Annotated in this window: 24 protein-coding genes; 4 read left to right on the top strand and 20 right to left on the bottom strand. The window is 36.9% G+C overall.

All coding sequences use genetic code 11. The features are described 5' to 3' along the window. Positions 1-428 precede the first annotated feature (428 nt). Positions 429-731 (top strand): hypothetical protein, encoded by a 303-nt coding sequence (locus D1953_RS21475; protein WP_425454294.1) that lies wholly within the window; start codon positions 429-431, stop codon positions 729-731. Positions 732-784: 53 nt separating this feature from the next. Here the strand turns inward: D1953_RS21475 and rluF are convergent, their stop codons facing one another. The 14 genes from rluF to D1953_RS19690 all read right to left on the bottom strand — a co-directional run bounded on the left by rluF (position 785) and on the right by D1953_RS19690 (position 14,476). Then, positions 785-1,486 carry a 23S rRNA pseudouridine(2604) synthase RluF gene (gene rluF / locus D1953_RS19625; protein WP_119118841.1) on the bottom strand — a complete coding sequence of 234 codons (702 nt, stop codon included), beginning with the start codon at positions 1,484-1,486 and terminating at the stop codon, positions 785-787. Between the two features lie 252 nt (positions 1,487-1,738). After that, a complete protein-coding gene (locus D1953_RS19630; protein ID WP_119118842.1) occupies positions 1,739-1,963 on the bottom strand; it encodes a helix-turn-helix domain-containing protein in 225 nt (74 codons plus the stop codon). A 6-nt stretch (positions 1,964-1,969) separates the two neighbouring features. Continuing rightward, positions 1,970-2,782, bottom strand: coding sequence for an HAD family hydrolase (locus D1953_RS19635; RefSeq protein ID WP_119118843.1), 813 nt, complete (start codon positions 2,780-2,782; stop codon positions 1,970-1,972). An 11-nt stretch (positions 2,783-2,793) separates the two neighbouring features. After that, positions 2,794-3,903, bottom strand: coding sequence for a cysteine protease StiP family protein (locus D1953_RS19640; protein WP_119118844.1), 1,110 nt, complete (start codon positions 3,901-3,903; stop codon positions 2,794-2,796). Between the two features lie 20 nt (positions 3,904-3,923). Then, on the bottom strand, positions 3,924-5,303 hold the full coding sequence (locus D1953_RS19645) for a phosphoribosyltransferase family protein (RefSeq protein ID WP_119118845.1): 1,380 nt from the start codon (positions 5,301-5,303) through the stop codon (positions 3,924-3,926). Next, positions 5,297-6,484, bottom strand: coding sequence for an HpcH/HpaI aldolase/citrate lyase family protein (locus D1953_RS19650; RefSeq protein WP_119118846.1), 1,188 nt, complete (start codon positions 6,482-6,484; stop codon positions 5,297-5,299). The genes D1953_RS19645 and D1953_RS19650 overlap by 7 nt, the downstream gene beginning before the upstream one ends. 59 nt (positions 6,485-6,543) lie before the next feature. Continuing rightward, positions 6,544-7,317 carry a TerC family protein gene (locus D1953_RS19655; protein ID WP_119118847.1) on the bottom strand — a complete coding sequence of 258 codons (774 nt, stop codon included), beginning with the start codon at positions 7,315-7,317 and terminating at the stop codon, positions 6,544-6,546. A gap of 57 nt (positions 7,318-7,374) precedes the next feature. Beyond that, positions 7,375-7,953 carry a TerD family protein gene (locus tag D1953_RS19660; RefSeq protein ID WP_119118848.1) on the bottom strand — a complete coding sequence of 193 codons (579 nt, stop codon included), beginning with the start codon at positions 7,951-7,953 and terminating at the stop codon, positions 7,375-7,377. An 87-nt stretch (positions 7,954-8,040) separates the two neighbouring features. Continuing rightward, entirely contained in the window at positions 8,041-8,625 is a 585-nt protein-coding gene (locus D1953_RS19665; protein ID WP_119118849.1) for a TerD family protein, read from the bottom strand. A gap of 77 nt (positions 8,626-8,702) precedes the next feature. Beyond that, entirely contained in the window at positions 8,703-9,320 is a 618-nt protein-coding gene (locus D1953_RS19670) for a TerD family protein (RefSeq protein ID WP_119118850.1), read from the bottom strand. A 383-nt stretch (positions 9,321-9,703) separates the two neighbouring features. After that, positions 9,704-11,026 (bottom strand): ATP-binding protein, encoded by a 1,323-nt coding sequence (locus D1953_RS19675; protein ID WP_119118851.1) that lies wholly within the window; start codon positions 11,024-11,026, stop codon positions 9,704-9,706. Positions 11,027-11,306: 280 nt separating this feature from the next. Beyond that, positions 11,307-12,602, bottom strand: a complete 1,296-nt coding sequence (locus D1953_RS19680) for an ammonium transporter (RefSeq protein WP_119118852.1) — start codon at positions 12,600-12,602, stop codon at positions 11,307-11,309. A gap of 2 nt (positions 12,603-12,604) precedes the next feature. Continuing rightward, positions 12,605-13,012, bottom strand: coding sequence for a hypothetical protein (locus D1953_RS19685; protein WP_119118853.1), 408 nt, complete (start codon positions 13,010-13,012; stop codon positions 12,605-12,607). Between the two features lie 276 nt (positions 13,013-13,288). Then, entirely contained in the window at positions 13,289-14,476 is a 1,188-nt protein-coding gene (locus D1953_RS19690) for a M14 family metallopeptidase (protein WP_119118854.1), read from the bottom strand. A gap of 263 nt (positions 14,477-14,739) precedes the next feature. On the opposite strand from D1953_RS19690, the gene D1953_RS19695 reads away from it, so the two are divergent. Next, a complete protein-coding gene (locus D1953_RS19695) occupies positions 14,740-15,432 on the top strand; it encodes a hypothetical protein (RefSeq protein ID WP_119118855.1) in 693 nt (230 codons plus the stop codon). Positions 15,433-15,644: 212 nt separating this feature from the next. Here D1953_RS19695 and D1953_RS19700 read toward each other — a convergent pair whose 3' ends face one another. The 6 genes from D1953_RS19700 to D1953_RS19725 form a co-directional block, all read right to left on the bottom strand. Continuing rightward, positions 15,645-16,109 (bottom strand): SMI1/KNR4 family protein, encoded by a 465-nt coding sequence (locus tag D1953_RS19700; protein ID WP_245980279.1) that lies wholly within the window; start codon positions 16,107-16,109, stop codon positions 15,645-15,647. Then, positions 15,994-16,521: a T7SS effector LXG polymorphic toxin gene (locus tag D1953_RS21855; RefSeq protein ID WP_245980278.1), complete on the bottom strand. Its 528-nt coding sequence runs from the start codon at positions 16,519-16,521 to the stop codon at positions 15,994-15,996. Before D1953_RS21855 ends, D1953_RS19700 begins: the two co-directional genes overlap by 116 nt. A gap of 185 nt (positions 16,522-16,706) precedes the next feature. Next, entirely contained in the window at positions 16,707-17,231 is a 525-nt protein-coding gene (locus D1953_RS19710) for a hypothetical protein (RefSeq protein ID WP_119118858.1), read from the bottom strand. 12 nt (positions 17,232-17,243) lie between these two features. Beyond that, positions 17,244-18,713: an FAD-binding oxidoreductase gene (locus D1953_RS19715; RefSeq protein ID WP_119118859.1), complete on the bottom strand. Its 1,470-nt coding sequence runs from the start codon at positions 18,711-18,713 to the stop codon at positions 17,244-17,246. Positions 18,714-18,884: 171 nt separating this feature from the next. After that, positions 18,885-19,331, bottom strand: coding sequence for a DUF6376 family protein (locus D1953_RS19720; protein WP_119118860.1), 447 nt, complete (start codon positions 19,329-19,331; stop codon positions 18,885-18,887). Between the two features lie 37 nt (positions 19,332-19,368). After that, complete coding sequence (locus D1953_RS19725) at positions 19,369-20,016, bottom strand: protein kinase family protein (protein ID WP_342769271.1); 648 nt, start codon at positions 20,014-20,016, stop codon at positions 19,369-19,371. Positions 20,017-20,546: 530 nt separating this feature from the next. Here D1953_RS19725 and proC point away from each other — a divergent pair. Together proC and proB are read left to right on the top strand one after the other, a co-directional pair. After that, positions 20,547-21,401 (top strand): pyrroline-5-carboxylate reductase, encoded by an 855-nt coding sequence (gene proC, locus D1953_RS19730; protein ID WP_119118861.1) that lies wholly within the window; start codon positions 20,547-20,549, stop codon positions 21,399-21,401. A 30-nt stretch (positions 21,402-21,431) separates the two neighbouring features. Further along, complete coding sequence (gene proB, locus D1953_RS19735; protein ID WP_119118862.1) at positions 21,432-22,556, top strand: glutamate 5-kinase; 1,125 nt, start codon at positions 21,432-21,434, stop codon at positions 22,554-22,556. The last annotated feature ends 14 nt before the right edge of the window (positions 22,557-22,570 follow it).

Here is a 22,570-nt window from a genome sequence, read left to right on the forward strand (position 1 = left end):
CAATATGAAGTTTCACTTCTTTTTACAATTTTAACGATATACGATTCTTTACATTTCTGCAAATTTTAATTAAATACGCTCTTTCTCTCGCTTTTCCTCCTCATTTAGACGTTTACCCAATCACTCTGCCCATCTCTGCATACTGTATAAGGAATTTACCTAGATATCAAAAGGAGAGCTGCAATATGAACCCATATAATTATTATCCTGAGTATTATACGCCTTATCAACCTGCACCGCATATGTCTTATCCAAATTATCCATACGCTCCGCAACCGAATATCCCACAACCAGACCTTTATGAAGCAGAACGCACAGAATCAACGATGTATGAAGTAGATCAAGTCGAATCGTATACGTCTTATCCAAATCACCCATATGCGTCGCAACCCAATATTCCACAACCAGACCTTTATGAAACAGAACGCATGGAATCAACAATGTATGAACTAGATCAAGTTGAACCAGATATATCTGAATATGAAATAGATCGCCAACCACCTCAAGCTCAAGGTCTTGAAAGAAGACTACGGGAATTAGAAAGAAGAGATGAACAGCAATCACGAGAAATCACTCGCTTGAACCGAGAAATTACACGTATTAATCGTGAAGTTACTCGTCTTAGCCAGAGTGATGAGCGTCAAAATCGCCGATTAAACCGATTAAATCAACGTCTACGTGCCGTTGAAAACCGCTTGAACATTCCATTTAGTGCACAAGACGGATTCTAATACTAATTTAGCAGCAAAAGTTTAATCGCTTTTGCTGCTGTTTTATTCCATAGTTAAGTGGTACTTTCCTTTAACTGCGATAGAAGCGTGTATAATTCTTCATCGGTCAGATCTCGCCATTCCCCTTCTTCTATGCCCTCTACATGAATGTTCATAATTCTAATTCGCTCAAGACGAACCACTTTATAACCAAGTGCTTTACTCATTCGTCTAATTTGTCGATTTAATCCTTGCGTTAAAATAATCCGAAATTGATAATCATTTATCCGAAAAACATGACATGGCTTTGTCTTTGTTCTAAGAATCTCTACTCCATTAGACATACCTTGAATAAACTCTTCTGTAACTGGCTTATCTACTGTTACTACATATTCCTTCTCATGCCCATTCTCTGAACGCATTATCCGATTAACGATGTCTCCATCATTGGTTAATAAAATCAACCCTTCAGATGCTTTATCTAATCTGCCAATCGGAAAGATACGTGAAGGGTAATTTACAAAATCCATGATGTTGCCTTCTACATGTTTGGCTGCCGTACATGTAATTCCAATTGGTTTATTTAAAGCAATATAGACTGGTTCGGCTTTCTTAGGGATGCTTTTTCCATCAATAAAAACAACATCACCAGGATTGACCGTCACTCCGGATTCACAAATCACACCATTAATGGTAATTCTCTTCGCTTCAATCAAACGATCTGTTTCCCGCCTTGAACAGTAGCCCGTCTCGCTAATATACTTATTAATTCTCATCTGTTTTCACTTCCATTATAAATACTACAGCGACAATAAACTTCATTCATGCAACAAGCTTGTTATTAAGACGCTATCGCTTTTTATCTCACACTTAACGGGCAGTAAGCCCCCACTGATGGAAAATTTTCATTTTATCTACATAAATTATTAAACATAGGTCCTACAAAAAAGAAGTGGTGACTCCCATTCTCTTTTGAGTCACCTACTTTTCTATAAATATTTACTATCCATATAAGTCCAAATGCTTTACTATTCTCTCTTTAATTTTCTTTCTTCTAACGTACCAAATACATACGCCATACCATCTTTCGTTACAATCCAATCTCTCCCCATTTTCTTAATGGTCCCTTTAGGAAATTGATCTATCCTTTTTCTTAACGTGGAGCTATCTATTCCCCATAATTTACAGGCATCCGCTGAGCTCATAATCGGCAGCTTATCTAAATCAGGTTTTGCTAAACTAATTTTCCCCATCTGTTATCACCTAATTAATGTTGTTTTACTCTCCAGAAGCTTCATAAGCAGCTCCTCAGTAAAAGCCACCCCTCGTCCGTTTAACCACGTTACTTTCGGAGCGCTCGGCATCGTCTCAAATATTTCTCCATGTAACGGACTATAGCCAATATCGGCTTCTTTCATCATCAAATAATCCATGAAAGAATCGCCTGCCGCAACATGTACCTCATAATCATCGATATACTCTTTTACTCTTTGAACAGCAAAGGCCTTATCTACTTGTTGAGGAAGGATGTATAACTTTCTTCCATGTAAAAATGTTCTCCAGCCTATCTTCTTTAATTCTACTTCAAAAGCCGCTAGCTCATCGTACGGAACTGCTTCTTTAACAATCTGAAATACATAGAAAAGGTCGTCAACATACGACTCTCGCAACACCCATGATTCATGCCTAATGGCAGCAAAAGCTTGCAGCATATCTTCCTTTGGCAAAGAAGTCCTCACAATTCTTGCATAGAGCTCTTGATGCCAATCTTGATCAACGACTCCGTCTATAAGGATTGTACCACCATTACTTGTTACTGCAAACGGGGGCTTAATGTCGTTCTGAAAAAGATAAATTCTTTTATACAGATGCAAGGCTCTTGTTGTAACCGGAACAAACAAATGATTCTCATGAAATGTGCTCAATAGTTTAATGGATTGATAAGACATAAAAGTAATAGAACGCTCATCCATCATTTCTACACAAGCCGTTTCGCTTTCTATAGGATACTCAGTCATCATTCTTTCAGAATAGATTAATGTTCGATCTAAATCAGAAGTAAACAGTATCATCTAATATCTCCTTATAATTCCTTAATAATGCCACAGCAAGAATATGACATGTCTGCAAATTCTTCTACCTGAACATTTTTATCTTTGGCTAACAATAAAATATGCGTTAAATCATTCGAATAATAAGGGTTGATAAGAATTTTCCAAGGCACTCTCCGAAGCAGCACCCTTGTCGTTTCTCCTACCCCCGGCTTTACGAAATTCGAATTCTTGATAGAGAATATTTCTTGAATACGTTCCACAGACTGAGCACCTTTCCAAGATGGTGTTTGGTCTTCATTCGCTAATTCTACTAACCTTTGTTGAATACCTTCTATTGCATGAGCAAATTCCGCAGCAATACAATCTACATATAAATTGGAAACATCAACTTCTTTCAGTTCTCGATAAAACTTCGCTCCATGAAAATCTCCTTTTTCCATAAACGATTCATTCCATACTGTTCGGCTGACAAGTCCTGATACAGTAGAATTTAAACAAGCAGAGGGTATTAAGAAGTCCTCTCTTGTTCCATATATATCGACACAATACCCAGGATCAGCCAGCACAGCAAGACTAGCATTCAATTGATTCGAATGTGCAGCATTATACTTCTGACATGCACCCTTCAATTCTTTTGTAATGGCTCCTTTTCCCGTCCAGCCATCTATAAATTGAATATCAGCTGCTGCATGATGAGCAAATATATAATCAATCGCTGTCTCATCAATCCCTCTGCCTCTAATAATCGAAATCGAGTAATGAGGAATCTCTACTCGATGGATAGCTTTGAAATAACGTTTCACTAATACGCCAATAGGTGTCCCTGCTCGTGCTAAACTGACTAAAACTAAATTGTTCAATCCACGTTTTTCTTTAATTTGTTCCGCTACAACTCCAATGGCTATCGCGATCCGTTTCGAATAGTGATTCAATGTACGATGGAATAAGGAAATATACTGCTCATCCGGCTGGTACTCCATTGGCAGCATTTCAGAATAATGGGTGCCAGATTGAATAAGCGCCTCCCGTTCTTCTGTTTTTATCTCTAACTGATACTTGCTAATATCTCGCAATAAAAAAACAACATCGTCTACACTATAACTCCCTATTCGATCCGGTCGAACTCCCGCTTGTACCATTCGCTCCCCTCCTTAAGCAATTACGAGCAGATGTCTGTCATCATCACCACTGTAATCGTAGTAATATTCATTCGTTTAAGCTCTTCTACCAAGCTTCGTATATCGTCTTCGGAATGCATGCGTTCGACTAAAATGATGAGCTCATCATATTGATTTGGTTTAATATTGTATAGAAAATTTGTTGTTCCTGTATTTTCTGGACTATCAAATGTGAATTTCTGCTGAATGGTATATGATTCTATATCCCTCTGATAGATCGGACTGCGGGTTGTAGATTGAAAAAATACACCTTCCCCTAACTGAGCAGCTATTTTCATAGGAACATACATAAATTCTCCCGTACCAATGACTAACGTGCGGCTCCCTTTTCGCTGTTTTTTCACATATTCTGCAACGGCTTTTAACTCGTTTGAATAGAGAGATTCCTCTGCTCTCGTCAATCCAAATCTTCCTGTCGCTAATAAATAAGGGGAACGATTAACTGTTCCATCAGTGGAAATCGATGTTATTCCTTTTATCTCACTCGTTTTTACATCGTTATCAGAAGGGAGGAAGGAAGTGGTTGATTCAAGATATGAAGAATAAATGGACTGATTCTCTTTACTTAAAACCGGTTCTCTAGAGACCGTAATCATCCCATCCAATAAAGCAACGGTATGAATCGTAATATTCAACTCTTCTTCTAATTGCTCATATCTTTCTCGATGCTCCTGTGATCTCCAATCTAAAATAGACACAACAGTAAATCGTGTTTTCTGAGGATACTGCTCTTTCATTGTTCGAATAATGTTAATGGCTGTTTTTCCTGTCGTAATTTCATCATCAACGAGTACGACTTCACTATCATCATCAAAAAAGGCTGAATCCAAGGCATACACCCTATGGCTCGTTGCATGTGAATGTTCTTCCTCAAAATTAATAACAGACGTCAATTCTTGAATCTGCTCTCTTGTCGTATGAATATACTTTGCCTGTTCTCCAAATGCGCTAAATACCGCATGGCCTAAGGCTGTTGCAGTTTCAGCAAATCCCATCACAGTAAGCGGTTGATCTAACAAAATAGGCCGATGTTCAATATCTGCTAGTACTTCTGAAAGACGGCTTTTGGTCTGCAGCGCATGAACAACTGATGGCATGCGCGGATCCTTCACCCCATGCACAAGTTCTACATAGCGCATGGCAAGCAACTTCCCTACCACTAACGGAATATTAGGATCCACCGCTAAATGTTTACCTAATACTTTGCTAACAAATAGAAAGCTTCTCCGTTTATTAATCCGCGTTGCCATTTGAAACAATTGAGATAATTCAAATTGATATGGATTTTGCAACACATTCACTTCAACAGTTAAACCATCCATAATATGATATATTTCTTTAGAAGCGATCGTTTCTACCATTTCTTTGCTCCTTCATTAAATTGTTTTTCTTCTGCCATTAAATGTGTAAATGTTTGGCCTTTGTTATATACACCAAATACTTTCGCTTGTAATAAAATTCGTTTCGCCCAAGAAAGGTGCGGTTTCATTTCATTCATTTTATTAGCATACTCACTCTTCATGACTCCTACTTGACCATCGTTATAACCTAGTACGCTAGTTGCATCAAGATAATCCTCATGACTAACAACATATAATGAATGAACTGGCTTAATATGTGTCGGATGAATGACCGTTTTACCAACAAAACCATTTAACTGATCCAGCATCACTTCATTCATTAAGCCATCTAGATACGGATTACTGCTTTGATTATTAGAAAAGAATTCCCACACTGGGCCTGAAAGCACGAATCCACTGCCACTTCGATTAAATAGATTCATAATATCTGTTAAACAATCGCGAATGACTAGAACATCATAAATACTTGTATTTACCTTCCTTCTAATACCGTATAATCCACAAAAATCCGTGGCTCCAATTCGGATATTTAATATATAAGCTTGATAAGCTTCTAATAGCTCTTTAATCTTGCTTAGAGTTTCGATTCTTGTTTCTTTATACACAATATCTGATGTCTCTAACACTGGCATACCATATAAAACCATATCTTCTGAATTATTATTCTTTAAAATCTCTAAATAGTCTTTCCCTGCTTTATACGAAAACTTTGGAAATACATATCCAGTCAATACACGCTGAAGCCGTCCTAATTGTTGCGTAACTCTGTTCATTTGCTGCGGGCTTCTTACTCGAATAAAAATAAGAGGCAACTCTTCTACTAATACTTTTTGTTCTTCCACAGCTTGGTTAATATTTGAAATATGCTGAATAAGCATTTGTTCTGCTTCCTCTAGTCGACTATCACCAATAGCATCTTCTAAATCAATGACGACAGAAGTAAGCTCTCTATATTTCTTTGTCACTAGCTCATCTGCAATACTCTCTCTAAGAGCTGGCATATACAAAGTAGCACCTAGCGCATAGGCTAACGTTTCCCGTTCTGTATATTTAGTAAAGGGCTCTGGTTCTTTATAGAAGATTTCTATTTTTCTTTTGGCCGATTCAACCTCAAAATGTTTCACAACGAAATCTACTTCCTTCCTATATAAAAGGATGGCTACTGCTGAAACAGTAGCCATCTAGAAATATTGATTCCATACTTAACAGGCAGTAATTCCCCATTAATGGAAGTTTTCCTTTATTCTTCTTTTGAAACAGCCGTTTCTTCTTTTATGACTCCAGCATTTTTTTTATGAATGATAATCGTAATAGCAAATGCTAGAACAATAATGGCAAAAAACGCTTCATGCGGCAAATGGAAGCCAAACACGCTTGCCAACATTTTAGCAGCAATAATTCCAATCAAAATGAATGCTGTGTTCTCCAGCTCAGGAATTTTATCAATTAATAGTAAGAAGAATCTAGCGACTGTACGCATTAATAAAATACCAATCATTCCACCGAGAAGAAGAACCCATACTTGATCCGAAATAGCAAATGCAGCTAGAATGGAATCTGCCGAGAAAGCAATATCCATCATTTCTACCATAATAACAGTTGCCCAAAATACGCCGAACGTACGAACTAACCAACTATTTTTATTAAACTCTTTTGCCTCACCATCGTCATTTCCTTTTTTGCGGAAGTGACTATAACAAATCCAGCCTAAATATGCAGCACCTAATACTTTAATGAACCAAAACTTAACAAGATATACGCCAATACCGATGAATAAGAATCTGAAGACATACGCACCAAGTAATCCATACATCAACGCTTTTTTTCTTTGTTTTTCAGGAAGATGCCTAACCATAACCGCTAGTACAAGGGCATTATCAGCAGAAAGTAACCCTTCCATAATAATCAATGTCCCAATTAATCCCCATGCAACAGGATCAGTTAAAACATCTGCCCACATTCCCCAATCAAAAAACAAAGCATACGTGCTTAAAATCTGATTAATAATGTCCAAAGGAAATAACCTCCGTAAAAAATGAAATGGGATTACTCCCTATATAAATAAGAATACTTATGCATCTAATCCATAAGCATTTACTAAGGCTTGCAGTCCGCCTTGGTAGCCAGCGCCAACAGCATTGAACTTCCACTCACCTTTATTTCTATAAATCTCACAAAACACAACAGCTGTTTCAATACTAAAATCTTCTCCTAAATCAAAACGAAGCACTTCCTCGTTTGTGTCTTCATTCACAAGTCTAACAAATGCATTAGACACTTGCCCAAAGTTTTGCGAACGAACCTCCGCCTCATGAATCGTAACCGCAATCGCTACTTTCTCTACATCATTCGGTACTTTCGCCAAATCAATCTTCAGCTGCTCGTCGTCTCCATCGCCTTCACCTGTTCTATTATCACCTGTATGAATGACAGAACCATCCGGGCTTTGTAAATTGTTGTAGAAAATAAAGTCATATTCATTGCGGCACTTTCCTGCTGCATTTAATAGAAAAGCCGAAGCATCAAGATCGTATGCTTGACCTCCATCAAACTGTTTAACATCCCAGCCTAAGCCAATCACAATATTTTGTAATGTTGGATCATTTTTTGTTAAATCAATTCGCTGGCCTTTACTTAACTGAATAGCCATGATTTATACTCCCCTATCCTGATAATATAGTTTTGAAAAATCATAACTAAGGAACAATGAGTACGATGCTCATTGTTCCTCTATTCATTACCCTACTTGTAATCCAAAATCATTACATAGAGAAGCTAAACCGCCTTGGTAGCCTGAGCCGATTGCATTGAATTTCCACTCGCCGTTATGACGGTATAATTCTCCGACAACGATAGCTGTTTCAATGCTGAAGTCTTCTCCAAGATCATAGCGAATAAGTTCTTCATTAGTATCTTCATTTACAATACGAATGAACGCATTTGATACCATACCGAAGTTTTGATTACGAGCTTCTGCATCATGAATCGTAACAGTAAAAGCAATTTTCTCGATATGAGCTGGAACATCTTTAATCGCGACCTTCACTTGTTCATCGTCACCTTCACCTGCTCCAGTTAAGTTATCCCCAGTATGAACAACGGATCCATTCCCGCCTGCTGTATTATTATAGAATACAAAATCTTCTGGGCCCTTCACTTTACCAGTTGCATCCAATAAGAAGATAGAAGTATCTAAATCGAAATCTTGTCCACCATCATATTTATTTGTATCCCACCCTAAACCAACTAGAACTTTAGAGATACCAGGGTTTGATTTTGTTAAATCAACTTTTTGACCTTTTTGTAAAGAAACTACTGCCATATTAAATGACCTCCTAAATGTTAATAATATTGAAAGACAATTTTATTCTACCCTTAAGCTGTGATAAATTTATGTAATTAAGTATATCGAGCAACAACTTCTGACAGATTACGATCTTTTGTTCCATCACCAATCGCATTAAACTTCCATTCACCATTATGGCGATAAATTTCACCCGTCACTAAAGTCGTTAACCCGCCGTAGTTATCCGTTAAGTTAAAGCGAGTTAATTCCTGTTTCGTTTGTGGGTTAACAATGCGAATAAAAGCGTTTTGAATCATGCCAAAATCTTGTTTTCTTCCTTCACAATCATAAATATTCACGACAAAAACAAGCTTATTATAGCAGTCTGGAACAGATTTTAAGTCAACCATAATAACTTCATCATCTCCGCTTCCATCACCTGTAAGATTATCTCCAGAATGGCGAACAGAGCCGCAGCTGCTTGTTTTATTCCCAAAATAAATCAAATCTCCTTTATTTACGATTCGGTCATTTTGCAGCAAAATAACAGACGCGTCACAATCGATATTCGCTGTTTTTGCACCGCCTCCAAAAAGCCCGCCAAACAGACCTCCACCTTTAGGAGAAGATTGATTCACAGGGTCCCAGCCTAAACCTACCATAATTTGATTTAAACTAGCATTTCCTTTAGTTAAATCAATCCGTTGACCTTTTTGTAGATTAATACTCACTAGCCACTCAACTCCTTACATATTTAGGATGCGCAACCATTCACGCTAGCGTGAACTCGGAACAATCATAACATCCAATTCATAGGCCTGCAACGAAAAGTACTTATAAAATTCCACTTCCAAAAACACTTTCCCAATCCTCTATTTTCCAATTAATTAACCTATTTCATTGAAAAATTCATGCTGCCTTGCACCTTCATAACTATATACGGAGATGAAAAAAAAAGGTTTCAAAAATTTTTCTTTTTTACGAAAGGTTTCGCTCAACAACGTCCTATAACAGAGCCTTATCAAAAAAGCACCTCACAATGAAAGAATTTTGACACAATCAAAACTTTCTCATTGCGAGGTGCTTTTTCCCTATGCTATACGATACTCTACCTTTAATTCGACTCACCACTTTTAGGAATCGGAATTCTAAGTGTAACAGTTGTTTCATTTATATTAGACTGAATGGAAATATCCCCACGATATTCTGTTACTAATTCTTTCACGATAAATAATCCTTGCCCTCTTACTTTTCCCTCTTGTACCTTTTTCGTCGAAAAACCACTTTTAAAAATCTTCTCTCGATTTTTGTCCGTAATCATCGGTCCTGTATTACTTACTTCAAATACATATTTAGAGTCACATACTTTACACTCAACCTGCATAAATCGTTCATTCTCAGGAAGCTCACTTGTTGCTTCAATCGCATTATCAATCACATTGGATAACAATTTAATTAAATCCGTTGTTTTAATCCTATCAAATGAGTCATTTGCTATCTCAAATTCCGTCTCGATATTATAATTTTGAGCAGCTAGTCTCTTCACTTCCAAAAGCACAGATAATCCAGGATTATTCACATTTAGATTCATAGAAGTAATCGAATGAATCTCTTTAGAAAGAGCACTTATATAATCTAATGCCTTTTCAAATTCTCCTAATTTAAGAAGGCCATGGATCACTTGAACATGATTGGAAAAATCATGCCGTAAAGAACGTACAGAAGCAAGTAAGGATTGAAATTCCCAATGATATGTCTCCTCCGTATCTCCTACTTTTGTTTTTAATTCATTTCGATACCATCGATGCATAATTAAAAACGCGATAAGCAGTATAACGACAAACAATCCATTAAAAACGAAGATTGACACACTGCTTTTTATAACTTTCTCGCTAATATTATTGATTTCATCCGCACTAATATCGATGGCTAAGTAACCAATAATTTTATCTTTGTCATCCTTTATTGGGGCTCCAACCGTTAAATACTCCCCATATTCGGAATCTTCTAAAATGCTCGTATAAAACGTATGTCCTTCATAAGCCATTCTAACCTGCTTTTCCGGGACCGTGCACACTCCACCAATCGGAAACTCTAGGTTATTAGGCATCGCTGCAATCATAGCTCTAGACACTTTAGGATTATCAATCTCAAGTGTATATACATGCAAAGCTCCAGTTTTCTTTCTGGCATCATCTAAATAATGTTTGATTTCCGAATATTCCTGGTTTTTTACCGGATTTTCAAGAAAACGCTTATATGTATCTACATTCAAATGATCGGCTATAGATTTTGCCACTTCCAGCATTTGGTTAGCGTTGGATTTCTCAGTTGACTTTTTAATACTTAATATCGAAGTAAACATATTAAGCATGACGAATAATAATAATAAAAGGATAGAATATACAATTATAGATTTCAGTTTTGCACTTTTCATAGAAATAGTTCTACCTCATCTCTATCAACCATCTGATAGTTAACCTTACCTTTTCATTCAGTTTACTATATTTAAGAATATAGCAACATCCTTTTCCGAAAAAATGCCGCTGCTACATCAATCGCTTTTCTAATAAAACTTGCCTGTTTATTATAATCGTTTATTTCAGATAAGTATATATCCTACTTATCCTATATGTAAAATAAATTTCTAACAAAAAAACAACCCCCTAATGATTGACAGATATCAAACTATCAATCATTAGGGGCTCATTTAAGTATCATTTATACATCTCATCTCGCATCTCTTTTACATCACCTCGATAAGAATAATCTTCTATTCGAATAAATTCATTATCTGCATGTGTCGCGCGTATACCATGGTAACTAATATCCAACCCTATCTCTTCCTCTTCATCTGTAGAGCGAATTGGAATCCAAATATTAATAGTTTTAAAAGCAATCCATGTTAATAAAAATCCCCAAGTACACAACGCTGTTAGCCCTAGAATTTGAACCCCTAACAAGTGCCAACTACCATCTGTAAAAAGTCCGCCTTCAGTAGCAAATAGCCCTACCGCTATCGTACCCCAAATCCCAGATACTGCATGTACAGGAAACGCACCTACAGGGTCATCAATTCTTCTTGCTTCTAGCCAATTCGTTGCAGCCATCATCAATAACCCCGAAACAGCACCGATGATAATAGCTGCATAATCATTTACAAAGGCACATCCAGCTGTTATTCCAACCAAACCGGCTAAAGAGCCGTTAATAACAGATGGTGCATCTGAACGTCCATAACGAAATAATGTATAAAGAAGAGTGACAGCTCCTCCTGATGCAGCAGAAAGCATCGTCACGATAGCAATATGCCCAATACGTGCATCCGTAGCCTGTAATGTACTTCCAGCATTAAAACCAAACCATCCGAACCATAACAAAAATGCGCCGACCGATACTAATTGTAGATTACTAGGTAAGGCAACGGAACTAGAACCAAACTCAGAGAATTTTCCTTTTCGCGGACCAATTAGGATTGCTGCTGCCAATGCAGCAGAACCACCTAGTGCATGGATGACCGCAGATCCGGCAAAATCCTGCATTCCTAACTCACTTAACCAACCGCCCCCCCAAATCCAATGACCAGCAATCGGATAAATAAAAGCCGTCATGAGAACGACATATAAAAGGTAGGCCCGGAAGTTAATTCTTTCTGCAACAGCTCCTGATACAATAGAAATTACCGCAATAACAAAAGCTCCCTGAAATAGCCAAAATGCATCTATTGAAATATTCAAATCTAAATGTGATAAATCTCCTTTTAATAAAAAGCCGCTCGTTCCGACAATTCCTAAAAAATCAGCCCCGTGCATTAAGCCAAAACCAATTAGAAAATAACAAAGTGTACCAATCGTAATATCAGCGAACACTTTCATAATAATATTCACGCTATTCTTGGATCGAACAAAGCCTGCCTCTAATAGAGCAAATCCCCCCTCCATCAATAAAATCATCGCTGCTGTTAACACTACCCAAATTGTGTCTAAGCCTGAACTCAAGGTTTCCAGTGTCATCTCTAGTTGTCCTCCGTTTCTTGCCACTCCCTTAGTTCCTCTATCAAACTAGGCGATAAGACTATTTCCCGTCTATTTGGTTCTGCTTCCAATAAGGAAAGAATACTATTTAATGCTCTAATTTTCTGCTTAATCTTTTCAATCTCATTAAATCGTTCTTTTACATTTACTAAGTATTCCACCGCTTGATGATGACCAGGCGGACGTCCAGTAAAGAGCTTTCGAAATGTAGATAAAGATTGATAATAAGCTTCCTCGATTCTTTTCTTCTTCTCAAATATATGGATTTTATATTTAAGCAAATCAATGTCTATTTCTTTTTTATTCTTAATCTCTTTTAATATCGAAATTAATTCATCTGATGAAACTTCAAGAATAACAGTATTATACAACCCATCCAAAATCAACATGATTTGTCATATCTCCTAACATGTAAATGTTATATAAAATATTATATGAATAAACCTAATATGAGTCAATACTTTAAAAATTCCGACATTAATTCCAGCAATTATATTGCTGGAATCATTGTTAATCATTAGAAAAGCTCATCCATTTAGATGAGCTTACCAGCTACTTTCAAAAAAATAGGAAATAAAAACCCAAGTCGAGAAAAACGAATTATTTTTCTCGACTTGGGTTTTGAGGGACTTATTAGACAGCCCTCTTTCTGCATTGCAGGTAAATCACATATACAGCCCTGCTAAAAATATTCCGAGTGATTCTTGATAGATTTCTTGAAACTGTGATAATGGAAGTGGATTCGTTCCCTGTCCTAATTCCACTGTAAACCCCGGTCTTCTCCAATCCTGGATAAACCAATCTTTATATCCAGCATAACTTTCGATTGTTTGAACAGGTTCATACCCGCTCACCCGACTAAACTCATTTACCATCACTTCCGATTCAGGAGGCTCTAAATTTTGAAATCCCCAGTAAATCACTCGACCTTGAGTATGAAACGCTAATGCTCTGCTAAAATCTCTTCTCCTGGTCAAATCCGCCATCGCAACAGCTTCTGGCTCTGTAAGTGGTCCTTCACCAGAATAATCTCTCGGCCCTGGCTTATCAGGATTACGCGCCTTTTCCAATTCCCATTTGGCCGGAAATTGGTCATTTAAATCAACACCTCGAATATTCGCTTTCCATCCTGAAAAATCCATACTCCCTCCATTCCATTGTATAACATTGCTTCTATAAGGCTCAGTAGACGGTGGACCTTGTAAAACGAGGTTTACTCCATCAGGGTTGACCATCGGAACAATCGATAATGTAGATTGCTGATATAAAGGTAGCATCTGTACACCACGGATCGTATTCATATTCGTTAACGCCAACAAATAATCATTAAGAAAAGTCATAATAACCGGTGTTGTGATCCATTCATTGGCATGAAACGCCCCATTATAATGCACTCGCTTATTGCCTTTTCCGATTAAAACTTCAGAGATATTTCTACCAAGTACCGAATTCCCAATGGAGGATGTTTGAATAAACGGGTAAACGCTCGATAATCTCCTTATATCATCCCTCAATGTTTCATAAGAATAGTTTTGCTCTCCTCGCACAAGCCTCCAGGTAATACGCAGCGGAACCTTAATGGTTTGACCGATGCTCAACGCGTTCGGATTAATAGACGGGTTCACAAGGTATAGGGCATCTAATGAAAGATTTCGGTTCGTTGCAATACTCCATAAAGAATCACCTTGCTTTATCCGATAATTTACCGTAGTAAAACCTGGAATCTTCACTCGTTGACCAATCGAAAGCATATTAGCTTGCATTACATTGGAGTCTTGAATAAGACGAATTGGTATCTTGAACAATTGACTGTAATACCATAAGGAGTCACCCCTCCTTACAAAAACGTCCATATTGTACCTCCCAGTGTGCTTATTTTCCTCGAGGGTTGGCACCTACTCCAATATATGCCTAATTCCACTATACATGTCGAGATTGATATGATGACATGTTGTTTTAAATTCCCTCCGCTCTGCTTAGACATCATAAAGCACCGTACTACCGCTAGCTTCAACCCGCACTGACTACTTCTCATCAAATTCTAATAATTATCTCATATTCACTTAATAATTCTTGTCTATGATAGAACCATCAAATAGAAAAAGGAGAGTTAATCATGAAAAATAAATGGAAGAAAATCCTCATTGGAACAGCTCTAATGGCTGGAGTGGGCGTAGCCGGAGGAGTAGCGGGAGTGGAATCAGCCAAGGAACAACCAGCATCTTCACAAGACTTCTTCGCCAATGTTCAATCCGTGGATGAAACAGGCAATTTAGTTAAAGTAAATGAAAACCAAGCCAACGTTCACAAAGCAATCGAATCCATCGCAAATGAAAGCACAACAAACGATGAGGTACAAATTCAACAAGTATCTTCTAACACTCGTGAAGTCCAAGGGAAGGTTGTTTCCTATAAGAAAACTAGCATTAAAGTATCCTTTCCTTTCGGAGGAACTGCCACATACAAAATTAATAAAAACACAAAAATTGATGATGATTCGATTCGATTAAAAAAAGGCGTACTCGTTGAGATAGAAGTATCAAACAAAACTGCCCGCGAAATCGAAACAGAACGAAACATTGAGTATTCAGCTACCATTATCTCCGATAGCAAACAGAAAATGACTGTCAATTTTAAAGGAAAAAAGAAAACATTCCAAAAGACAAGTGGATATGTATTAGATCGTGATGGCTACCGCGGCAGTCTAAAAGGGGTTCCAGTGGAGCTTAAATTGAATAGCAGCTTTAAATTAGTTAAAGCCGAAATCGATGATGATTTCTATGATGATGACGATGATCGCTTTGATTAATATCATTAATTAAATCATCACATTTTTTCAATTTGTTTATGCTAAAACGTAAAAAGCACTTGTTGCCTGTAATGAAGTGACCCCTAAAAATGTCTAACAATTGGGGTGCAGTTCAAAAAGGCAATCAGGTGCTTTCTTCCATACTATAAAATTTATCCATTATTAATATCACATTTTATTTCATATATTTTCAACTTGTACTCTCTTTGTTTCTATTCAAGTATCTTTAAAAATTCAGTAAAGTTATCTGCCACATTATATATAACAGGCTCAAACTCACCGGATTCTTCATGAGACCATATACAAACAGATGGATTATTTTTATCTGTTCTAAAATCTAAGCATACAAAGTCACCCGCAAATACACTAGCTATTGGCAATACCTCTGCCCCTAATAAGTCTTCGTTATCAGTTAACCTTTCACCTATTTGTGAAAATACAACATCTATGTCATAAATTCCTTTTGGATGATTCTCAATATCATCTAATATACACAAAAACCTTTCTATTGCATAACCGCGGTTGTTACACTCAAATGTTGCTTCCTCAACCTTTACACCATTATTTTCTTTTATAAATTCTAAGAAAGACTCTGGTAATGAAAGTCTCCAAAACTTTTCGTGATTTTTTATTAATTCCTCTGAAGGCAACGGCCTTACTACAGTGTCCTGTATTATTTTCATATTTCTTCTCCTTTCTTTCTTCAATGTCGTTAAAGATTTGCTGGAGATCTTCTTGCTGCTGGGTGACCATTTCTTTCGCTAACTGATTCGACTGAGACAGATTTTCTTCTAGGAAAGGTACTTTTACAACGGTGTCTCCTGATAGTTGAACATCTTCTTCCATTCCTTGAATGCCTTCGAAAAAAGCCACTTGTTGATTAATAAGCAAAATCCATACATCAACTACATCGATTTGTGCTTTATAAAATCCTTTGATAGCTTCTGCTCCGTTGCCGAGAAAATTCCCATTATCTACAATTCTAGCAAACTCTATTTTTAATTGCTGAAATTGATCTTTTAATGCTTTATATTGCTTGGCACGTTCTTCAACAGAATGAACCAACGTGTCGGCTTCATATATTTTCAAAATCAATGCCCCTCATATTTCTTTTTTAAATAACATTTTTACCCTTAGCTACAACTTTCTTCTTTTTTATAATAAAGGATTCATATTATTCTTAAAAAAGGAAATATACCTAAATCAATAGCTTCACTAACGTCTTATTAACCAAAAAACAAAGACTAAACCATAAAAAGTTTAGTCTCTGTTTGTTAACAACTATTTCTGAATTTCTTTCTCCTCACCACTTCCCATATTCCACACATGCATAAAATTATCCCGAACACAGTCAGAAATATGCTAGGAGAAACTACTTTCATAAATGAAAGTGCAATCATAATGACGCCAACTATTAAGTAGTGATTGATAGCATGTACATGATACGATCGTTGTTTAGTATGCCATGCTCGAAAATACCCTTGTAAAAAACCTAATACAATTTGTGTCATAAGAGCCACATAAGGGAGATATTCAATTAGAAGCTTCCAATATCCAACGACTATATACACTACTCCCATCGCTACATAAACAGATGTGATAAAAGAACGTGGTTTCTCTCCTCTGGATTGAAAGAAACGATACCCCCATGCAGCCGCAAAAGAGAATGTGGCAAATAACCAAGCAAATAAGGTATAACTAAAAGACACTTCTTTCAACCAAACAATATAATATGGAAAAATTACAACTTGTCCAACTGTGACAATAAGAGGAATATACCGTTCAATTTTATTCTGCATGTTTTCGCCTTCTTACTTCATGTAATGATCATAGAACAAATTTACAAACACTCCATTTGGATCTCTTTCTGCCTTTTGTTCCTTGAAGTTTTTCCAATTTGGATAAGATTCTTTAAACTGTTCCTTTGTTTGGTAAGGATAATAAGGCAAATAATAGGTGCCGCCATATTGTAATGTTACATCCGTCCACTTCTGAATCATCGTTTTAGCGTGAGCAATCTCTTTCTCTTTTAATCCATGCTGAATCAATACGACAAGACCTAGCATATCTTCCTTTGCATAAGGGAGACTTGTCATATGGTCTTTTGCTGCATATCGTACTGTAATATTATGCACTTTAAAATCTTCATCTTGATCATTATGGGGAAGCAGGTCTTTCAGGCTTTTCATATACTCTTCATATGAATCAACTGGAATAAAAAACTCTTGTAAAACCTCTACTCTGCCAGGCGTAGTAAATTCCATAAATGTAGATTCTGAACGCATAGCATTATTACGTGTAATCGTTTTACCATCGATTGAATTGATGTACAGCCTTTGCGATTCCCAAAATAGATCCTCAAGCTTCCCCCCTTTTCTTCCTAAATCAAGAGCAAACTTACTGACTCGAACTCCTTCTTCTTCTTTGAGCGACGTTATCTTAGCCTGTTTTCTTGTTCTGTTATAATCAATCACATACATTTCATCTAAAAATGTACCCGGTGCTACACTTATTCTTGCATAGTGCATCGCAATATTTTGATTTTCTAGCACTCTATGAAGATACGACTCATACTTTCCTGTCTCTATTTCTTCTGTGTGAATGGTGTATACTTCATTTTCCGTAAGATTTAAAGTCACATCTAAAATGACTCCGAATAAGCCATAGCCCCCTAATATGTACGTCATCCATTCTTCTGAATCATCACGTGTTAAATGCTTTATTTCTCCTGTTGGAGTTAATACCGTCATTTCACGAACTGTTTCAGCCATTGGACCAAAGCGAATATCTCTCCCATGAGCATTAACAGATAAGGAACCTCCAATCGTAAAGATTGATTGGGATTGTGTAACTTGCAACGCTAGGCCGTACGGAGTGACAGCTTCCTGAACATCTTCCCAACTAGCTCCACTTTCTACTCGAACTGTTTTAGCTTGCTCATTGACCTCTAATATACGATTGAACCTTCGCATATCAAGTACAATTCCGTCCTTGTAATATGTATGTCCACCTTGGGAATGCTGTAATCCAGCGATAGAAATATGCTTGCCCTTTTTATTAGCTTCTTGAACAATTCTTTGTAGTTCGTTTCGATTGTGGACATTCACAACTTTTTCAATTCGTTCAGGCAGCAGACCTGTATAGTCCGTAGCCAAACCGCTTTGTGAAAACCCATATTTTCTTTTCTCAATAGGTATATTCCAAATAACCACTATAGCCATGGCGAATACTAGAATACCGAGAAACCATGGTTTTTTCATGAACTTCGTTATTTTCTTCATGTTGTGCTCCTGTTTTTGTAAATCGATATAAAAAATGTACCATACTTCATTAAAGAAGGAGAGAGAATATAAAAAAAAGGCATCAGGTAATGATTATACCTGATAACCTCGTCATATTTCTTATTGAATGAGTTCAAACTTATTGAAAAAAACAAATCATACATCCTACAATCAATTTGTTAATTTCTCAATTTGCTCCATCAAACTCGAAACTTCATTTACTGTTTTTAAAATTTCCGAGTTCTCTAGTATAGCGGGATCCAGCTGACCATTTTCAATATTTGTTAAATATAGGTCAATCCCTTCTTCTAGCTTTTCATTGGTGCTGACAATCTGAGCATGAAGATCTTCTGCAACAGCAGGAGCTTCGATATTATTAAACTCATTTATTTCTTCCTTCATAAGAGTAAGTTCTTCTTCTAGCTGTTGTCTCGCTTCTTCACTTGTGACTGCATTGTTCGCTAGTTCTGGTACTTCATTCGCAAAATCTTGTGCTGTATTCATATATTCTGTCGTCGCATTCGCATACTCTAAAGAATCATTTACCTCTCCAAGCAAGGAACAGCCACTTAGAAACACCATTCCCATCATTCCAAAAGCTAGTATCCTTTTTTTCATTCTCTTCTCTCTCCTTATAAACTAGAATAAGTCTTTCTCACCGCTGATAAAACTCAGAGCTTCTTGTACGATGGACTTTAAGAAGGTTTTTCTTATACAGCACTGCAATACTATTCAACATAAATTCAGGAATTTTCTTTGGAAAGTACGGCTTTTTATAATAACAATAAAAGGCACTTTTTAAATCTTCCCATTGAGTACAAACCTTCACTTGTCTAAATCGAGCCACATCAATAATTTTCACTTCTCTATTCGATGTGATAAAAATGTTGCGCAAATGAACATCAGACGGATTCAATCCCTCTTTCCTAGCTAATTGTAAAGCCCTATCGGTTTCTTTTATAACATCCTCTGAGATTGGAGTCCCTTTTGTTAAACATTCAAAAAGTGTATTCCCCTCTAAATAGTCAATGACTAAATAATTAGGACCTGCCTCATAAAAAGTTGGAAAATAGGAGAGATGTTGAATCTCCCTATATATATTTGCCTCTTGCTCAGCAAGGTGAGCATAAGTCGGGAAAAATATCTTCATTGCTTTATTCGTTTGTTCGATTCTAAATACATAAGCACTTCTGCCTTGTCCAATTAACGTTAACGATTTATCGTAATCCAAAAGTGTATGTTTGTGGTCATTTGCCATTTTAACACTGACAGCTAACTTATCAAATAAAAGAATAATCGTCACCTCTCTCTATCCTTAGGTATATAAGAAAAGAAAAGGCGTTATAACCTATTTTCTCGGTTATAACGCCTTTACATAAAAAGACCTTACCAAGAATCGGTAAGGTCTCGCAAACAACTATCATTAGTTGCCAATAAAACCGAGGATTTGCATCCCGTAATGACGATTTTATTGTATAGCTACTCCCCTTATACGGAAGGATATATTCAATTTTCTTATTAATTTTATTATAAATATTTTCTTTTCAAACGTCAAACGGAAGGACTTTCACTCCCTCTGCTTTCCCAATTACTCTTACACAATTTGAAGAATAACAAGCCCTAATAATCTTCCAAATTTTATCCTGAGCAGTGATATTTTGGCTTGAGCCTTCATTTACCTTATTGAATAACCAAGATAAACGCTTATACTCACTAATTGAAGCATATACACATGACTTTCCTGATATCCCTTGATAATGATTTGATACATGTTAATATAAGGTCGTTGTTAAAAAATAAGAACAAAAACACGAACATTTTGGGAGGAATGGCATGTTTATTAACAAAAAAATTGCATTTTTAGGAGCCGGTTCGATGGCAGAAGCAATGATTTCAGGTATCATAAATGCTGACATCATTCCACGAAACCATATTTTTGTATGTAATCGAAGCAACGATAAACGGTTACAACAGCTCAAACAAACATATGAAATTAACGCCGTAACTCAAGATAAATTACCCTTTAAAGACATTGACTTAATGGTCCTCGCAATGAAACCAAAAGATGCAGCATCCGCTTTACAATCCGTCAAACATGTCGTTCAACCACACCATCTTATTCTGTCTGTATTAGCCGGTATTACAACCTCTTTTATAGAGCAGCATTTACCAGCAGGACAACAAGTCATCCGAGTTATGCCCAATACTTCCAGCATGATCGGAGAATCCGCTACCGCTATTTCTGCTGGAACACACACTACACAACAAAACGTAACACTCACACAAAAATTACTTAAATGTATCGGAACCGTATATGTCATACCTGAAGCACAAATGGACATTTTTACTGGTATTGCCGGCAGCGGCCCTGCTTACTTTTATTACTTAATAGAACATATGGAAAAGGAAGGAATAAAAAGCGGATTAGCTGAAGATATGACACGGCAAATCATTGCCCAGACTATAATCGGAGCAGCCAAAATGATTCAAGTACAAAGCGAAACACCAGCTGTTCTAAGGGAAAAGGTTACTTCGCCGAACGGTACGACAGCCGCAGGATTAGCTGCACTTGAACAATACGGCGGCGGCACAGCTATTTCTCAAGCTATTAAGCAAGCTGCTAATCGCTCAAGAGAAATGAGTACACAATTCAAAGTAAATGCTAGCAACTTTTCACCGATACAATAGATTGAATATTGAAAAAATAGGAGGGGTTAGATGACCGTAACCACTAATAAGCAACGTGTTGTAATTAAAATAGGAAGCAGTTCACTAACTAGTCGACACGGAGAAATTAGTCGTAAAAAACTCGAAAAACTTGTAGATGAAATTGTTTTATTAAAGGATACAGGATATGAAGTTGTACTCGTTTCATCTGGTGCTATTGCTGCTGGCTATCGAAAACTAGGCTGTCTTGAACGCCCTACTACATTGCCAGAAAAGCAAGCTGCTGCTTCAATCGGTCAAGGATTATTAATGGAGACATACTCCGAGCTATTTTTGTCTCACGGCTATGTTGCGGCGCAAATTTTAATTACGAGAGGTGATTTTTCAGATGAAAATCGCTATCAAAATATGCGTAATGCATTAAACGTCTTATTAGAAAGAGGCATTATCCCTATCGTCAATGAGAACGATACCGTAACAATTGACCGCTTAAAATTTGGAGATAATGATACCCTCTCAGCAAAGGTAGCTGTACTAGTCGATGCCCATTATTTAACCATTTTATCAGACATAGATGGACTATATGACTCAGACCCTAGCAAAAACAGCCGCGCTAAGCTGTTAACACATGTTCATAACATTACGCCTGAAATTGAAAAAGCAGCTGGTGACTCAGGAAGTGATGTCGGTACCGGCGGTATGAAATCAAAAATTCAAGCGGTTAAAATTGCCATGGCTTCTGGCATTTCAACCTTCTTAGGAAGAGCCGGCACTCCAAACATTGTCATGGATGCCGTATTAGGTACGGCTAAAGGGACGTACTTTAAAGCAAAAGCACCATTAATGGATTTAAACGAAAAAACAAAATGGATTGCCTTTAATTCAGGTCCTAAAGGAGAAATCGTCATCGACTCATCCTCAAAAAATCGCATTGTCGAAAAACGTGAAAGTGTGCACGCCTCTGGCATTATCGAAATAAAAGGACAATTTGAAAAGAAGTCCGTTATTCGGATAATCGATACTGAAGGAACAGAAATCGGTCTTGGGATTGTTCAATTTTCATCTGAAGAATTACATCAATTATGTAAACAAAACATGATAAGCACCCCACCGTTCATTATGGATATGAACCATTTTGTTTGTCGTGTAGATGCGCCGATTACAATTGGTGTTTAATAATTTGCTAACAG

This window comes from Peribacillus asahii, assembly GCF_003570725.1.
Classification (GTDB): Bacteria; Bacillota; Bacilli; order Bacillales; family DSM-1321; genus Peribacillus; species Peribacillus asahii.

Bases quoted from the DNA above. Each gene is read 5' to 3' on its own strand.
- D1953_RS21475 (WP_425454294.1), top strand. From the start codon at position 429: ATGGAATCAACAATGTATGAACTAGATCAAGTTGAACCAGATATATCT.
- rluF (WP_119118841.1), bottom strand. From the start codon at position 1,486: ATGAGAATTAATAAGTATATTAGCGAGACGGGCTACTGTTCAAGGCGG.
- D1953_RS19630 (WP_119118842.1), bottom strand. From the start codon at position 1,963: ATGGGGAAAATTAGTTTAGCAAAACCTGATTTAGATAAGCTGCCGATT.
- D1953_RS19635 (WP_119118843.1), bottom strand. From the start codon at position 2,782: ATGATACTGTTTACTTCTGATTTAGATCGAACATTAATCTATTCTGAA.
- D1953_RS19640 (WP_119118844.1), bottom strand. From the start codon at position 3,903: ATGGTACAAGCGGGAGTTCGACCGGATCGAATAGGGAGTTATAGTGTA.
- D1953_RS19645 (WP_119118845.1), bottom strand. From the start codon at position 5,303: ATGGTAGAAACGATCGCTTCTAAAGAAATATATCATATTATGGATGGT.
- D1953_RS19650 (WP_119118846.1), bottom strand. From the start codon at position 6,484: ATGGCTACTGTTTCAGCAGTAGCCATCCTTTTATATAGGAAGGAAGTA.
- D1953_RS19660 (WP_119118848.1), bottom strand. From the start codon at position 7,953: ATGGCTATTCAGTTAAGTAAAGGCCAGCGAATTGATTTAACAAAAAAT.
- D1953_RS19665 (WP_119118849.1), bottom strand. From the start codon at position 8,625: ATGGCAGTAGTTTCTTTACAAAAAGGTCAAAAAGTTGATTTAACAAAA.
- D1953_RS19675 (WP_119118851.1), bottom strand. From the start codon at position 11,026: ATGAAAAGTGCAAAACTGAAATCTATAATTGTATATTCTATCCTTTTA.
- D1953_RS19680 (WP_119118852.1), bottom strand. From the start codon at position 12,602: ATGACACTGGAAACCTTGAGTTCAGGCTTAGACACAATTTGGGTAGTG.
- D1953_RS19685 (WP_119118853.1), bottom strand. From the start codon at position 13,012: ATGTTGATTTTGGATGGGTTGTATAATACTGTTATTCTTGAAGTTTCA.
- D1953_RS19690 (WP_119118854.1), bottom strand. From the start codon at position 14,476: ATGGACGTTTTTGTAAGGAGGGGTGACTCCTTATGGTATTACAGTCAA.
- D1953_RS19695 (WP_119118855.1), top strand. From the start codon at position 14,740: ATGAAAAATAAATGGAAGAAAATCCTCATTGGAACAGCTCTAATGGCT.
- D1953_RS19710 (WP_119118858.1), bottom strand. From the start codon at position 17,231: ATGCAGAATAAAATTGAACGGTATATTCCTCTTATTGTCACAGTTGGA.
- D1953_RS19715 (WP_119118859.1), bottom strand. From the start codon at position 18,713: ATGAAGAAAATAACGAAGTTCATGAAAAAACCATGGTTTCTCGGTATT.
- D1953_RS19720 (WP_119118860.1), bottom strand. From the start codon at position 19,331: ATGAAAAAAAGGATACTAGCTTTTGGAATGATGGGAATGGTGTTTCTA.
- proC (WP_119118861.1), top strand. From the start codon at position 20,547: ATGTTTATTAACAAAAAAATTGCATTTTTAGGAGCCGGTTCGATGGCA.
- proB (WP_119118862.1), top strand. From the start codon at position 21,432: ATGACCGTAACCACTAATAAGCAACGTGTTGTAATTAAAATAGGAAGC.